General features: G+C 63.4%; 14 protein-coding genes and 1 tRNA gene. 4 read left to right on the forward strand and 11 right to left on the reverse strand.

The window, feature by feature from the left end; all coding sequences use genetic code 11:
- Window positions 1–72 precede the first annotated feature (72 nt).
- The 4 genes from AB7A72_RS15390 to AB7A72_RS15405 are packed head-to-tail and all read right to left on the reverse strand — an operon-like array spanning window position 73 to window position 3856.
- Window positions 73–924 carry an ATP-binding cassette domain-containing protein gene (locus AB7A72_RS15390; protein WP_369460453.1) on the reverse strand — a complete coding sequence of 284 codons (852 nt, stop codon included), beginning with the start codon at window positions 922–924 and terminating at the stop codon, window positions 73–75.
- A complete protein-coding gene (locus AB7A72_RS15395) occupies window positions 921–1946 on the reverse strand; it encodes an ABC transporter ATP-binding protein (RefSeq protein WP_239810839.1) in 1026 nt (341 codons plus the stop codon). The genes AB7A72_RS15390 and AB7A72_RS15395 overlap by 4 nt, the downstream gene beginning before the upstream one ends.
- 28 nt (window positions 1947–1974) lie before the next feature.
- Complete coding sequence (locus AB7A72_RS15400; RefSeq protein WP_312529501.1) at window positions 1975–2886, reverse strand: ABC transporter permease; 912 nt, start codon at window positions 2884–2886, stop codon at window positions 1975–1977.
- Between the two features lie 7 nt (window positions 2887–2893).
- Complete coding sequence (locus tag AB7A72_RS15405; protein ID WP_312416349.1) at window positions 2894–3856, reverse strand: ABC transporter permease; 963 nt, start codon at window positions 3854–3856, stop codon at window positions 2894–2896.
- 199 nt (window positions 3857–4055) lie between these two features.
- Between AB7A72_RS15405 and AB7A72_RS15410 the strand changes: the two genes are divergently transcribed.
- Window positions 4056–4313 (forward strand): YfhL family 4Fe-4S dicluster ferredoxin, encoded by a 258-nt coding sequence (locus tag AB7A72_RS15410; protein WP_239810842.1) that lies wholly within the window; start codon window positions 4056–4058, stop codon window positions 4311–4313.
- A 69-nt stretch (window positions 4314–4382) separates the two neighbouring features.
- Here the strand turns inward: AB7A72_RS15410 and pth are convergent, their stop codons facing one another.
- From pth to AB7A72_RS15445, 7 genes are all read right to left on the reverse strand, one after another.
- Window positions 4383–4991 (reverse strand): aminoacyl-tRNA hydrolase, encoded by a 609-nt coding sequence (pth, locus tag AB7A72_RS15415; protein ID WP_239810843.1) that lies wholly within the window; start codon window positions 4989–4991, stop codon window positions 4383–4385.
- A 105-nt stretch (window positions 4992–5096) separates the two neighbouring features.
- Window positions 5097–5687 carry a 50S ribosomal protein L25/general stress protein Ctc gene (locus AB7A72_RS15420; RefSeq protein WP_116927040.1) on the reverse strand — a complete coding sequence of 197 codons (591 nt, stop codon included), beginning with the start codon at window positions 5685–5687 and terminating at the stop codon, window positions 5097–5099.
- Window positions 5688–5816: 129 nt separating this feature from the next.
- Window positions 5817–6782 (reverse strand): ribose-phosphate pyrophosphokinase, encoded by a 966-nt coding sequence (locus AB7A72_RS15425; RefSeq protein WP_239810844.1) that lies wholly within the window; start codon window positions 6780–6782, stop codon window positions 5817–5819.
- A gap of 56 nt (window positions 6783–6838) precedes the next feature.
- Window positions 6839–6915, reverse strand: a tRNA-Gln gene (locus tag AB7A72_RS15430).
- Between the two features lie 40 nt (window positions 6916–6955).
- Entirely contained in the window at window positions 6956–7813 is an 858-nt protein-coding gene (gene ispE, locus AB7A72_RS15435) for a 4-(cytidine 5'-diphospho)-2-C-methyl-D-erythritol kinase (protein WP_312451905.1), read from the reverse strand.
- A 22-nt stretch (window positions 7814–7835) separates the two neighbouring features.
- Window positions 7836–8342 (reverse strand): outer membrane lipoprotein LolB, encoded by a 507-nt coding sequence (locus AB7A72_RS15440; protein ID WP_239810846.1) that lies wholly within the window; start codon window positions 8340–8342, stop codon window positions 7836–7838.
- A complete protein-coding gene (locus tag AB7A72_RS15445) occupies window positions 8339–10114 on the reverse strand; it encodes a tetratricopeptide repeat protein (RefSeq protein WP_369460454.1) in 1776 nt (591 codons plus the stop codon). The genes AB7A72_RS15440 and AB7A72_RS15445 overlap by 4 nt, the downstream gene beginning before the upstream one ends.
- Window positions 10115–10159: 45 nt before the next feature.
- On the opposite strand from AB7A72_RS15445, the gene mutM reads away from it, so the two are divergent.
- The 3 genes from mutM (at window position 10160) to AB7A72_RS15460 (ending at window position 12444) form a co-directional block, all read left to right on the forward strand.
- Window positions 10160–10972 (forward strand): bifunctional DNA-formamidopyrimidine glycosylase/DNA-(apurinic or apyrimidinic site) lyase, encoded by an 813-nt coding sequence (gene mutM / locus AB7A72_RS15450; protein WP_369460455.1) that lies wholly within the window; start codon window positions 10160–10162, stop codon window positions 10970–10972.
- Between the two features lie 86 nt (window positions 10973–11058).
- Window positions 11059–12099, forward strand: coding sequence for an A/G-specific adenine glycosylase (mutY, locus tag AB7A72_RS15455; protein WP_369460549.1), 1041 nt, complete (start codon window positions 11059–11061; stop codon window positions 12097–12099).
- Window positions 12100–12207: 108 nt separating this feature from the next.
- Window positions 12208–12444: a DUF2789 domain-containing protein gene (locus AB7A72_RS15460; RefSeq protein ID WP_239810849.1), complete on the forward strand. Its 237-nt coding sequence runs from the start codon at window positions 12208–12210 to the stop codon at window positions 12442–12444.
- The last annotated feature ends 9 nt before the right edge of the window (window positions 12445–12453 follow it).

The raw sequence follows: 12453 nt of genomic DNA on the forward strand, positions 1-12453 counted from the left end.
TTTATTCAATTTATGGGGAAAGCTGGGCAGTGGCGCCGCCGTTGCCGGGCGCGCCGGGAAGCTCAAGCACGGTTATACAGGACTTGCGCCAATCCCTGCTGGCATGCGGTGACGCCGGGGCCTGACCTGGGGTACGGCCTGCACCAGTTTTTGTGTATAGGGGTGCTGGGCATGCTGGAACAGCTGGGCGGGCGTGCCGCGCTCGACGATCTCGCCCTGGTAGAGCACCACCACCGCATCGCAGAGGTGGTTGATGACGGCCAGGTCGTGGCTGATGAGCAGGTAGGTGATGCCGTGCTCACGCTGCAGGTCCTGCATCAGGTTGAGCACCTGGGCCTGCACCGACACGTCCAGCGCACTCACGGGTTCATCGGCGATGATCAGCCGGGGCTTGGTGATCAGTGCGCGGGCGATGGCGATGCGCTGGCGCTGGCCGCCGGAGAACTCATGCGGGTATTTGTCCACATCCTGCGCGCGCAGGCCCACCTGCTGCAGTACCTGGCTGGCGCGCTCGCGCTGCTCGGCCCGCGAGCTGGTGTTTTGGGCCTGCAGCGGTTCGCTGACGATGCGCTCGACGGTCTGGCGCGGGTCGAGCGATCCGTAGGGGTCCTGGAAGACCATCTGGAAATCCTTGCGCGCGCGTTGCAGCGCCTCCGCTTCCATGCGGTGCAGGTCCTGACCTTCCAGCAGCACCTGGCCGGAGGTCGGCTGGTCCAGCGCCATCACCAGGCGCGCCAGGGTGGACTTGCCCGAGCCCGACTCGCCGACGATGCCCAGGCTCTGGCCGGCATGCAGGTCAAAGCTCACGCCCTTGAGGGCGCGCACCGTCGGAGGCGCGGAAAACAGCTTTTCGCGGGGCAGCGTGTAGGTGCGCACCAGGTCGCGCACTTGCAGCAAGGGGGTGTCGTGGGAGGCTGCCGTCATGCGGGGGTCTCGTCAGGGGTCTCGGTGGCGATGGCGTAGGCCTCGGGCCGCAGGCAGTGCACCTGGTGCGTCTCGTGCGGATGGGTCGATGGCAGTGCCACACTGGGCGGCTTTTGCACAAAGCAGGGGGCCTGGGTAAAGCTGCAGCGCCCGGCAAAGGTGCAGCCAGCCGGCAGGTCGACCAGCTCGGGCACCGAGCCGGCAATGGTGTGCAGGCGCTGGGGCTGGCCCTGCAGGCGCGGCTGCATGCTGGGGCGCGCGGCCAGCAGGCCCCGGGTGTAGGGGTGGGCCATGTGCTCGAACACGGCCTCGGTGCTGCCCGATTCGACGACGGTGCCGCCGTACATCACGACCATCTTGTCGACGTTCTGCGAGATCACACCCAGGTCGTGCGAGATCAGCAGCAGGGCCATCTGGCGCTCTTCGACCAGGCCATTGATCAGGTCCAGGATCTGCTGCTGGATGGTGACGTCCAGCGCCGTCGTGGGTTCGTCGGCGATCAGCAGATCCGGGCCGCAGGCCAGCGCCATCGCGATCGTGATGCGCTGGCGCTGTCCGCCCGAGAACTGGTGCGGATAGGCATCAAAGCGCTGCGCCGGCTGGGCAATGCCGACGCGATCGAGCAGCGCAATTGCTTCTTCACGGGCCTGGCGCGCGCTCCAGCCCTTGTGCAGCCGCAGCGGTTCGCTGATCTGGCGGCCGATGGTGTGTACCGGGTTCAGTGCCGTCATCGGCTCCTGGAAGATCATCGCAATGCGGTTGCCGCGCACACTGCGCCACCAGCGGTCGGGTTGCTGCACCAGGCTTTGGCCATCCAGCGTGGCACTGCCATTGACCTGGGCCGATTCCGGCAGCAGGCCCATCAGGGCCATGGCCGTGATGGATTTGCCGCAACCCGATTCGCCAATCAGGCCCAGCGCCTGGCCGCGCTCGATCTGGAAGCTCACATCGCGCACGGCGCGGGCAGGGCCCCGGTGGGTTTGCAGCACGATCTCGAGCTGCTGTACATCAATCAATGCCATGGACACTCCTTAGAACGTCAACACGTTCTTAGCGCTTGCGGGCGAGACGGGGGTCGAGCAGGTCGCGCAGACCGTCGCCCAGCAGGTTGAGGCCCAGCACCGACAGCGCAATTGCCACGCCGGGGAAGACGGCCAGCAGCGGCGCCTGGAACATCAAGGTCTGCGCCTCGCTCAGCATGCGGCCCCAGGACGGCTGCGGTGGCTGGGTGCCCAGGCCCAGGTAGGACAGCGCGGCTTCTGCCAGGATCGCAATCGCAAAGCGGATGGTGCATTGCACGATCAACGTGGCCGAGATATTGGGCAGCACATGCTGCCAGGTGATGGCCCAGGCGCCCTTGCCGCAGGCGCGCGCAGCGGTGACGTATTCGCGCCCCCAGATGGTGTTGGCCGAGCCGCGTGCAATGCGGGCGAACATGGGAATGTTGTAGATGCCGATGGCCACGATCGCGTTGACGATGCCCGGGCCGAAGACGGCAGTCAGCATGATGGCCGAGAGAATCGCGGGGAAGGCCAGCGAGAAATCGGCCAGGCGCATGATGGCTTCTTCGACCCAGCCGCGTTTGGCAGCGGCCAGCAGGCCCAGCGCCGTGCCGACCACGACGCCGATGCCCACGGCAATGACGCCGACCAGGATCGAAGCCCGGGCGCCCAGCAGCAGCTGGGATGCGACATCGCGGCCATAGGCATCGGTGCCCAGCCAGTGGGCGAGCGAAGGCCCTTGCAGCTTGGCCTCCATGTTCATCTCGAAGGCCGAGTAGGGCGTCCAGACATAGGACAGGCCAGCCGCGAGCAGGAGCAGTGCTGTGAGCACCAGTCCGATCATGAAGCTGGGGTTGCGTGTGGCGCGGCGCCACAGCGCGTTGCGGGGTGCGGTATGGCCCGGTGCTGTGCTGGCCGGGGGCGTAGGCAGGGTGGGGGCGACGGAGGTAGGTGGCTGCATGGCGTGCTCAGATATCGCTGGCTTTGGTGCGGGGGTCGATCCAGGCATAGAGCAGGTCCACCACGAAATTGACGATCACCACCATGGCTGCCAACAGCATCACACAGTTGCGCACCACCATCAGGTCCCGGTTGGCAATGGCCTGAAAGATCAGGCGGCCCATGCCGGGCAGGTAAAACACGTTCTCGACAACGATCGTGCCGGCCATCAGCTCGGCAAACTGCAGGCCCATCACGGTGACCACCGGCACCAGTGCATTGCGCAGCACATGGCCATACAGCGCTGCACGCTGCGACAGTCCCTTGGCCCGGGCGGTGCGGACAAAGTCCTCGCGTAACACTTCGAGCACCGACGAGCGGGTGATGCGCGCCAGGATGGCGGCCTGCACCACCGCCAACGACAGCGCTGGCAGCAATAGCGACTTGACCGCTGCCCAGGGCGAGCCGCCCGAAGCCTCGGTCCAGCCCGGAAAGCCGCCCGCCGAGAACCATTTGAGCTGCACCGAAAACAGCAGGATCAGCAAAATGGCGAACCAGAAATTGGGAATCGCAATACCCAGCTGGGCGAGGCCCATGACGCTGACATCACCGATCTTGTTGTGGCGGCTGGCGGCATAGATGCCGGCGGCCAGTGCGACGACGGTGGTGATGGCCATGGCCATCAAGGCCAGTGGCAAGGTGAGCGCCATGCGCTCGGCAATCAGTTCAATGACGGGGGTGCCGTAGCTGTAGCTGTTGCCCAGGTCCAGGTGCACGAGTCCCGAGATCCAGTGCACGTAGCGCTCCCACGCAGGTTGGTTGAGCCCGAGCTGCTCGGCCAGTTCCGCCACCGCTTCGGGAGCGGCATCGGGCCCCATCAGCATCTGGGCGGCGTTGCCCGGCAGGATCTCCAGCACGAGGAAGACGACAATCGAGGTGCCCAGCAAGGTGAGCAGCAAGGTGAGTGTGCGCTTGAGAATGAATAAGCCCATGGATAGCCATCGTGGTTAGGAAAGGCGCGCAGACTGCAGGTGCTGGTTGTATTTTTTCGCAGCGGCAAGCATAACGCGAACAATTCCGACACACCATACATGCTTACTCGCAGTGCCACGAGTATGGCTAAGGCGCACGCGGGATAATGTCGCTCATGTCACACTTCTTCCCCCGTGCTGGAATCTTGGAGACGCCGCCATGGCCTTGATGATTACCGACGAGTGCATCAACTGCGATGTCTGCGAGCCCGAGTGCCCCAACGATGCCATCTCGATGGGGGAGGACTACTACGAGATCGATCCGCACCGCTGCACCGAATGTGTGGGCCATTTCGATGAGCCCCAGTGTGTGCAGATCTGCCCGGTCGCCTGCATTCCGGTGCACCCCGATTTTCAGGAAGACAAGCCCACGTTGATGCAGCGCTATCTGCGCTTGCAGGCCGACAAGGCGTTGTGACAGGTCAGCGGCGCTGGCTGCTCCAGGCGATGGGCGGGGCCTGGCCGCTGCGCTGACCTTTGCCTGCACTCAGGCAGCGGGAGGGCGTGGCAGCTTGGGCCGCTGGGGCTTGGTGGTGTGGATCTTCAACGTGGCCTTGTCCATGTCGCCGGCCAACAGCTCGGGCGATGCCTGCAGCGCATGGATGATGCTGTCTTCAATCAAGCTGCGCTGGTCTGGCGCGGGTTTGCGCAGCACCCAGTTGGGCACCTCCTGCTTGTCACCGGGGTGGCCAATGCCGATGCGCAGGCGCCAGTAATCGGATGATCCCAGCTGCGCATGGATGTCGCGCAGGCCGTTGTGGCCGCCGTGACCTCCGCCTCGCTTGAGCTTGACCTGGCCCGGCGGCAGATCGAGTTCGTCGTGCACGACCAGAATCTCTTCGGGCTTGATCTTGAAAAAGCGTGCGAGCGCGCCGACCGATTTGCCCGACAGGTTCATGAAGGTCTGGGGCTCCAGCAGCCAGACCGACTCGCCTTGCACTGAGGTGCGTGCGACCAGACCGTAGTAATTGCGGTCGGGTACCAGCTGCAGGCGCAGGTCGCGGGCCAGTGCATCGATCCACCAGAAGCCGGCGTTGTGGCGCGTGCCTTCGTATTCAGGGCCGGGATTGCCGAGGCCAACAAACAGCTTGATCATGGGCGGATGGAGTGAAGTGGGGGGAGGAATGAAAAAAGGCTGCATTGACCAGCAATGCAGCCTCTGGCTTGCAGACGCCAGAGGCGTCAGCAGCTTGCCGTGCAATTAAGCAGCAGGCGCTTCGCCTTCTGCGGGTTCAGCAGCAGCAGGAGCGGCCACGGACACCAGCGCAGGGTTGGTTTGTGCAGCCAGCTTCACGCCCTTGGGCAGAGCGATGTCCTTCAGGTGGACGGTCGAACCCTTTTCCAGCTTGCTCAGGTCCACCGCGATGAATTCGGGCAGGTCCTTGGGCATGCAGATCACCTGGATTTCGGTCACAACCGGGGTCACCAGGCACTTGTCGATCTTGACAGCTGGGGACTCTTCAGCACCGCTGAAGTGGACGGGCACCTTCATGGTCAGCGCGGTGTTGGCATCGACGCGTTGGAAGTCGATGTGCAGCACCAGCTGCTTGTAGGGGTGGTATTGCACGTCGCGCAGCAGCACTTGGCTCTTGGCGCCGTCCAGGTCCAGTTCCAGCACGGATGCGTGGAAGGCTTCCTTCTTCAGTGCGTACCACAGGCTGTTGTGGTCCACTTCGATCAACTGAGGCTCAGCAGCAGCACCGTAGATGATGCCAGGCGTACGGCCAGAATTACGCAGGCGGCGGCTCGCACCCGTACCTTGCTTAGCGCGCGCAAAAGCGACAACGTTCATTTCATTACTCCAATGGGGGATGAACCGCGACCAGTTCACCCGGTTAAAAAGGCCGCTGCAAATTGCAGCGGCCAGCGAAAACTATCTATTTTAGCAGAAAGCAGAAAAAGGGCCTTGCGGGCCCTTGGTTCACTCGGCTTCCTGGAACAGGCTCATCACCGATTCGCCGGTGGCAATGCGGTGCATCGTCTCACCGATCAGCGGCGCCACCGACAGCTGGCGGATCTTGCTGCAGTTGCGGGCATTGGGCGACAGCGGGATGGTGTTGGTCACGACAACTTCGTCGAGAGCCGCGCCATTGCCGATACGCTCGATGGCCGGGCCCGAGAAAATGGGGTGCGTGCAATAGGCGTAGACCTTCTTGGCGCCACGTTCCTTCAGCACTTCAGCCGCCTTCACCAAGGTGCCTGCGGTATCGATCATGTCGTCCATGATGACGCAGTTGCGGCCATCGATGTCACCGATCACGTGCATGACTTCGGAGACATTGGCCTTGGGGCGGCGCTTGTCGATGATGGCCAGATCGCAATGGAGTTGCTTGGCCAGTGCGCGTGCACGCACCACACCACCCACGTCCGGCGACACGACGATCAGATCTTCGTAGTTCTTCTGGCGCAGGTCACCCAGCAGCACAGGCGATGCATAGATGTTGTCGACAGGAATATCGAAAAAGCCCTGGATCTGGTCGGCATGCAGGTCCATGGTCAGCACGCGGCTGACGCCAGCGGCTTGGAGCATGTTGGCAACGACCTTGGCCGTGATGGGCACGCGGGTCGAGCGGACACGGCGGTCCTGGCGGGCATAGCCGAAATAGGGGATCACGGCACAGATGTGCTCGGCCGATGCGCGCTTCAACGCGTCGACCATCACGAGCAGTTCCATCAGGTGGTCGTTGGTGGGAGCGCAGGTAGGCTGCACCACGAACACATCGCGGGTACGAACGTTTTGCTTGATCTCGACGGTGACTTCACCGTCAGAGAAACGGCCTACGTCGGCGTTACCCAGGGAGGTATGGAGGTGTTGTGCAATTTCAGAGGCAAGCTCGCGGTTGGCGTTGCCTGTGAAAACCATGAAGTCTGGATGATGGTCTTGCATAGCGTCCCAGTGGGTATGGGTTAGCTGTGTGCGTTGCTTGTACGCGGTAAGAAATATGGCAGGGGAAGAAGGATTCGAACCTTCGCATGCCGGAATCAAAATCCGGTGCCTTAACCAGCTTGGCGACTCCCCTACAAGAATTGGTGCTAAGCATCACCAATCCTTTAAAACTTTCAGTCTTGGGTCCAACCTCTGAGAGGATGTTCCATCAGACTTGTGCAATCTTTCACTGTCCAGTCTTGTGAAAAACTGCTCTGGCAGCTATTAGCTTGCATTCTCTTCACTGCGAAAACTGCGCTACCTGAGCCCGTCATTCTAGCATGTAATCCTTGTGATTTCAAAAAGTCAGAAACTTTTTTTATCGAAGGGCACAGGCTTTCTGCGACCGGCTGCAAGTCGTTTCGACCGAAGTCAAAGTTCTCTGCAGCGAAGCTCGTCATTGTAGCAGCTTCTGAATCGCGTTTTAGGTTCGGACTTGAAAAAATTAATTTCGTATCCAGACCCTCTTGCGGCTTCACAACTACCAGCGCGGTGTCTGCTAGTTGCTGCTCGTTTTCGAGTGGACGTATTATGTCACCGATTCCTTCGACCCAAGCCGACTTTCCAAAAATAAAAAAAGGAACATCTGCGCCCAAGGTCAGGCCGATGCGCTGCAGTTCGCTGCGCGAGAGCTTCAGATCCCAGAGCTGGTTGAGCGCCAGCAAGGTGCTGGCCGCATCCGATGAGCCGCCGCCCATACCAGCCTGGGCTGGCAGGTTTTTGTGCACGCCGATGTGCACACCCTGGCGGCAGCCGGTGGCCTGCTGCAAAGCCCTAGCGGCGCGGGTGATCAGGTCATCGGCAGGCAGCGGCGTGTTCAGGTCTTCGCGGCTGATCTGGCCGCCGCTGCGCAGCTCGAAGTGCAGGGTGTCGGCCCAATCGATCAGCATGAACACCGACTGCAGCAGATGGTAGCCATCGGCGCGTCTGCCGGTGATATGCAGGAACAGGTTGAGTTTGGCAGGCGCAGGAACGTCGTACAGCGTACGCATGGATCTCGGTCTCACAAAAAAATCATCGCGCGTCGAGGACGATGCGCAGGCTCGCCTCGGGCCGTGGATCGATGCGGCGGGCCAGAATTTTCCCCTCGCTGTGGGCCTCCAGGTCGGCCTGCCAGCCGGCCGCGGCCGTGGGCTTGCCCTGCAGCCAGTCAAACAGCGCGGCAATCGGCAAGCTGGTGCCCAGCAAGCTTTGGGTCAACTCGTCGAGCGAGCTGGCCTGGCGCGTCTGCGTGCCTTGCTGCGCGCTGGCCTGGCCGGGCGACCATTGCACGCGCGCGACGATATTGCCCAGCGGGTTGAGCAGCACCAGTTCGCCCGATGCGGGGCTTCCGGATAGCTCGAAGCTGCCACTGGTGCTCTGCGGTGGGCTGTCGAGCACCTGCACCGACATGCGGCCCGACCAGTAGGTCACGCCCGGTGCGGCCTCGAGTTGGCGCGCTGCGGTACTGCAGGCCGAGAGCATGGGCAGCAGGGCAGCGCCTGCTGCGGCCAGGCAGAGGTGTCTGCGCTGCACCTTCATGGTTGGATGCCCAGGCGCTCGAAGGTCTTCTTGACCATGTCATTGTTCGGCGCTGTCTTCAGAACGGTGCGCAACAGCTCTTCGGCGGGCCGGTTCTTGCCCTGTTTCCACCAGACTTCGGCCAGATGGGCACCAATCTCGGCATCGGGTTGCTTGGTGTAAGCCTGCTCCAGCAGTTCGGCGGCGCGATCGAGGTTGCCCAGCTTGAACTCCACCCAGCCCAGGCTGTCGGTGATGAAGGGGTCGCCGGGTGACATGCTCAGCGCTTTCTCGATCAGCCGCTTGGCTTCGTCGAGCTTGAGGCCGCGATCGGCCAGCGAGTAGCCCAGCGCGTTATAGGCATGGTGAAAATCGGGCTGCAGCTCGATCAGCTTGCGCAGCTGGGTCTCGGCCAAGTCCATGTTGTTCATGCGCTCGGCGAGCATCGCTTGCTCGTACAGCGCGTCCGGGTCCTGCGGTTGCAGTGCGACCAGGCGGCCTTGCAGCTCCAGCGCCTGTGCATAGTTCTTCGCGGTCTTTTGCAGCTGCACCTGCGCGGCCAGCTTGGCGCGCGCTTCGCCGGCATTGCCTTCGGGCAGCTGGTCCAGCAAGACCGCCGCAGCATCGTAGTTGCCCTGCTGCATCTGAATGGAGGCCTTGCGCAAGGTGGCCAGCGCGTTGTTGCCGGCCTTGGCGATCTCATCGGCCCAGCGGTCGGCCTCAGCCCATTTCTGCTGGGCCTCGGCCATCTGCTCGCGCAGCATCAGGCTTTGGATGCGCACTTCACGCTGCAGCACCGCCGAGGGGAATTTGTCGATCAGGGTGTCGAGCTTGAGCAGCGAGACATCGGCCTCGGTGTACTGCTTGAGCTGGGCTTCCAGCGCCGCCTTCAGCATCCAGGCATCGGCAGATTCGGGGCTCAGGCGCGTGGCGTTTTCCAGCTGGGTCTTGGCCTCGGCAAAGCGCTCGGCGTTCATCAGGCTGCGCGCATAGGCCAGGTGGGCCTCGCCGCTCTTGGATTTGTCAAGAAAATCCACCACCAGCGATTCAGCGCCGGGTACACCGGCGTTGACCAGGTCGGCCGCCAGCTTGGCCGCGCTCTCGTTGTCGGGATTGAGTTGCAGCGATCTGCGGGCAGAGGCCAGTGCCTCGGTCTTCTGGTCTGCGGCCAGCTCCATGCGGCCGATGGCGGCCCAGGCCTCGGGGCCGGTGGCGGGGTTTTCGAGTTCGGGGGTCAGTGCCTCGCGCACGATGCGGGCGGCCAGGGCCTGGTCACTGAGGCGCCGGTAGATGCTGGGAATGGCGCGAATCCATTCCAGCTTTTCATCGGGCTTGGCCAGCGCGATTTCCTGCTTGAGCAGCGGACCGGTTTCCTCGCCATGGTTGGTCGAGAGCATCACCTGCAGCATGTAGCGGCTGGCCGCGCGCGATTGCGGGAAGGCGCTTTTCCAGGCCTCGGCCACTTCGGTGGCGCGGCTGGCAGAGCGCGACAGCAGCGCCAGCTGCGCGCTGCGCTGGTAGACCTTTTCGTCGCCCGAGCGGCGGGCGGCGTCGAGCAGCAATTCCACGCTGGTCGCCGCATCACCACGGTAGGCGTACATTTCGCCCAGCAGCAGTTCGTAAAAAAGCTCCGCATCCAGCTCGACTCTGGCGTCGTCGGCCCGCTGGGCTGCCGCCAGCGCCAGCTGCCGCTGGGCAGCGCCGGGCTGCGGTGCTTGGGCAGGCGCTGCAAACGCGGGTGCCATCAGGCCGGAGGCCAGAAAATAAGCCAGTAAACGAAGTTTTTGCGTCATCGGCCCATAATAAACGATGCCCAAGGGCCTTGCAGAAGGAAGAAAGTGCCAGAGTTACCAGAAGTGGAAGTCACGCGGCGAGGACTGATTGCGCCGCTGCAAGGCGCGCGCATTGCGTCTGTGCGGATCGGAAAACCTTTGCGCTGGCCGCTGGGTATCGAGACCGCAGCGTTGGCTGGCCGCACCATCACCGATGTGCAGCGCCGGGGCAAGTACATCGTGCTGGCGCTGGACCAGGGTGTGGTGCTGATACACCTGGGCATGTCCGGCAGCCTGCAGGTCAGCCCGATGGATGCGCCTGCCGGCCCGCATGACCATTTTGACCTGTTCACCGACCAGCAACTTCTGCGCCTGCATGATCCGCGCCGGTTTGGTGCGGTGGTGTGGTCGCCCGACACCGAATCGGGCATGGCCGCCAAGCTGTTGGCCAACCTGGGCGTGGAGCCCTTGGGCGCCGGCTTCAGCTTTGAGCACCTGTGGGCCGGGCTGCAAAAATCGCGCATGCCGGTCAAGCAGCTGCTGCTGGGCGGCCAGGTGGTCGTCGGCGTGGGCAATATCTACGCCAGTGAGGTGCTGTTCCTGGCCGGCATAGCGCCCACCAAACCGGCCAACCAGACCACGCGGCCCCAGGCACGACGCCTGCATGCGGCGATTGTCGAAGTGCTGACCCGCTCGATTGCACTGGGCGGCAGCACCTTGCGCGACTTTGTCCAGGTCAATGGCTATGCCGGTGCTTTCCAGGCGCAGGCCAGCGTCTATGGCCGGGCCGGAGCGCCTTGCCCGCGATGCGGCCAGCCGGTGCAGGTCATCAAGCAAGGGCAGCGCAGCACCTATTTCTGCAAGCGCTGCCAGAAATAAACACAGATAAACACAGGGCTGGCGGGCCGCTCCAGCGCGGCCGCCCCCACAGCCCCCGATAACTATTCCATCCCCCGAGAACAGCGATTGTGAGCCGATTTTCCGAACAGATCGTGGCCTGGCAGACAGTCCACGGAAGACACCACCTGCCTTGGCAGAACACCCAGGATGCCTACCGCGTCTGGCTGTCCGAGATCATGCTGCAGCAAACCCAGGTCAGCACTGTGCTGGGCTACTACGAGCGGTTCTTGCAGCGCTGCCCCACGGTGGCCGATCTGGCCGCGGCCAGCGATGAAGAAGTCATGGCGCTGTGGAGCGGCCTGGGCTACTACAGCCGCGCACGCAACCTGCACCGCTGCGCCAAGGAGGTGATGGACCGCTTTGGCGGTGCGTTCCCGCACACGGTGGAAGAGCTCTCGTCCTTGCCCGGCATTGGCCGCTCGACCGCAGGCGCGATCGCCTCGTTCTGCTTTGCGCAGCGGGCTGCCATTCTGGATGCCAATGTCAAAAGGGTGCTCACCCGCGTGCTGGGCTTTGAGGACGACCTGGCCAGCAGCGCTGCCGAGAAAAAGCTCTGGGCGCTGGCCGAAGACCTGCTGCCCACCACCGACCTGGCGCGCAACATGCCGCGCTACACGCAGGGCATGATGGACATGGGGGCCACGATCTGCACCGCCAAAAAGCCCAGTTGCCTGCTGTGCCCGGTGCACGGTGATTGCGTGGCGCACCGCCAGGGCCAGCCCGAGCGCTATCCCGTCAAGACCAAGAAACTCAAGCGCAGCGCCGCCAGTTGGTGGCTGCTGTGCTGGCAACGGCCCGATGGCGCCATCTGGCTGGAAAAGCGCCCGGCACCGGGCATCTGGGCCGGCCTGTTCTGCATGCCGGTCTGCGACAGCGAAGAGGCACTGCTCCAGCAGGCGGCCCGGCACGGTGCCACGTCAGCGCCGGTGCATGGCGCCGCTTTTTTGCATGTGCTCACCCACAAGGATTTGCATCTGCATCCAGTGCGGGTCCCCGTTGCTGCCGATTTTGTGCCGGCACAGCCGGGCCAGTGGGTGCTGCCTGCACAGTGGCCGGATGTGGGCCTGCCTGCGCCGGTTCGCAGTCTGCTGCAGCGCGGTTTCTGAGGCGGGCCGGGGCAGCAGGCGCTGGCGTCGATTGCAGTGCTTGTCCTGCAATGGGCACCGCTGGGCGGCGCTTAGACTGCAGCCATCTTTTTGCTTTGAAAGTGCGCCATGGAACCCACTGTCCATCCGTTCTCGTCCCTGTTCCAGCAACTGGGCCTGCCCGATGACGATGCATCGATTCGCGCGTTCATCGAAACGCACCGCCCGCTGCCCGACACCTTGCTGATGGCAGACGCTCCGTTCTGGTCGCCGGCACAGGCGCGCTTTTTGCGGGAGAGCATCACTGCCGATGCCGATTGGGCGAATGTGGTGGACCAGCTCAGCGTCGCTTTGCGCACCGAATAGCCAAGGCTT

Origin of the sequence: Comamonas sediminis (genome assembly GCF_041107495.1) — a bacterium.
In the GTDB taxonomy this organism is placed as follows: domain Bacteria; phylum Pseudomonadota; class Gammaproteobacteria; order Burkholderiales; family Burkholderiaceae_C; genus Comamonas; species Comamonas sediminis.

Excerpts from the sequence above, each read along its gene's own strand:
- AB7A72_RS15390 (WP_369460453.1), bottom strand. The coding sequence starts at position 924 with ATGACGGCAGCCTCCCACGACACCCCCTTGCTGCAAGTGCGCGACCTG.
- AB7A72_RS15395 (WP_239810839.1), bottom strand. The coding sequence starts at position 1,946 with ATGGCATTGATTGATGTACAGCAGCTCGAGATCGTGCTGCAAACCCAC.
- AB7A72_RS15400 (WP_312529501.1), bottom strand. The coding sequence starts at position 2,886 with ATGCAGCCACCTACCTCCGTCGCCCCCACCCTGCCTACGCCCCCGGCC.
- AB7A72_RS15405 (WP_312416349.1), bottom strand. The coding sequence starts at position 3,856 with ATGGGCTTATTCATTCTCAAGCGCACACTCACCTTGCTGCTCACCTTG.
- AB7A72_RS15410 (WP_239810842.1), top strand. The coding sequence starts at position 4,056 with ATGGCCTTGATGATTACCGACGAGTGCATCAACTGCGATGTCTGCGAG.
- pth (WP_239810843.1), bottom strand. The coding sequence starts at position 4,991 with ATGATCAAGCTGTTTGTTGGCCTCGGCAATCCCGGCCCTGAATACGAA.
- AB7A72_RS15420 (WP_116927040.1), bottom strand. The coding sequence starts at position 5,687 with ATGAACGTTGTCGCTTTTGCGCGCGCTAAGCAAGGTACGGGTGCGAGC.
- AB7A72_RS15425 (WP_239810844.1), bottom strand. The coding sequence starts at position 6,782 with ATGCAAGACCATCATCCAGACTTCATGGTTTTCACAGGCAACGCCAAC.
- ispE (WP_312451905.1), bottom strand. The coding sequence starts at position 7,813 with ATGCGTACGCTGTACGACGTTCCTGCGCCTGCCAAACTCAACCTGTTC.
- AB7A72_RS15440 (WP_239810846.1), bottom strand. The coding sequence starts at position 8,342 with ATGAAGGTGCAGCGCAGACACCTCTGCCTGGCCGCAGCAGGCGCTGCC.
- AB7A72_RS15445 (WP_369460454.1), bottom strand. The coding sequence starts at position 10,114 with ATGACGCAAAAACTTCGTTTACTGGCTTATTTTCTGGCCTCCGGCCTG.
- AB7A72_RS15460 (WP_239810849.1), top strand. The coding sequence starts at position 12,208 with ATGGAACCCACTGTCCATCCGTTCTCGTCCCTGTTCCAGCAACTGGGC.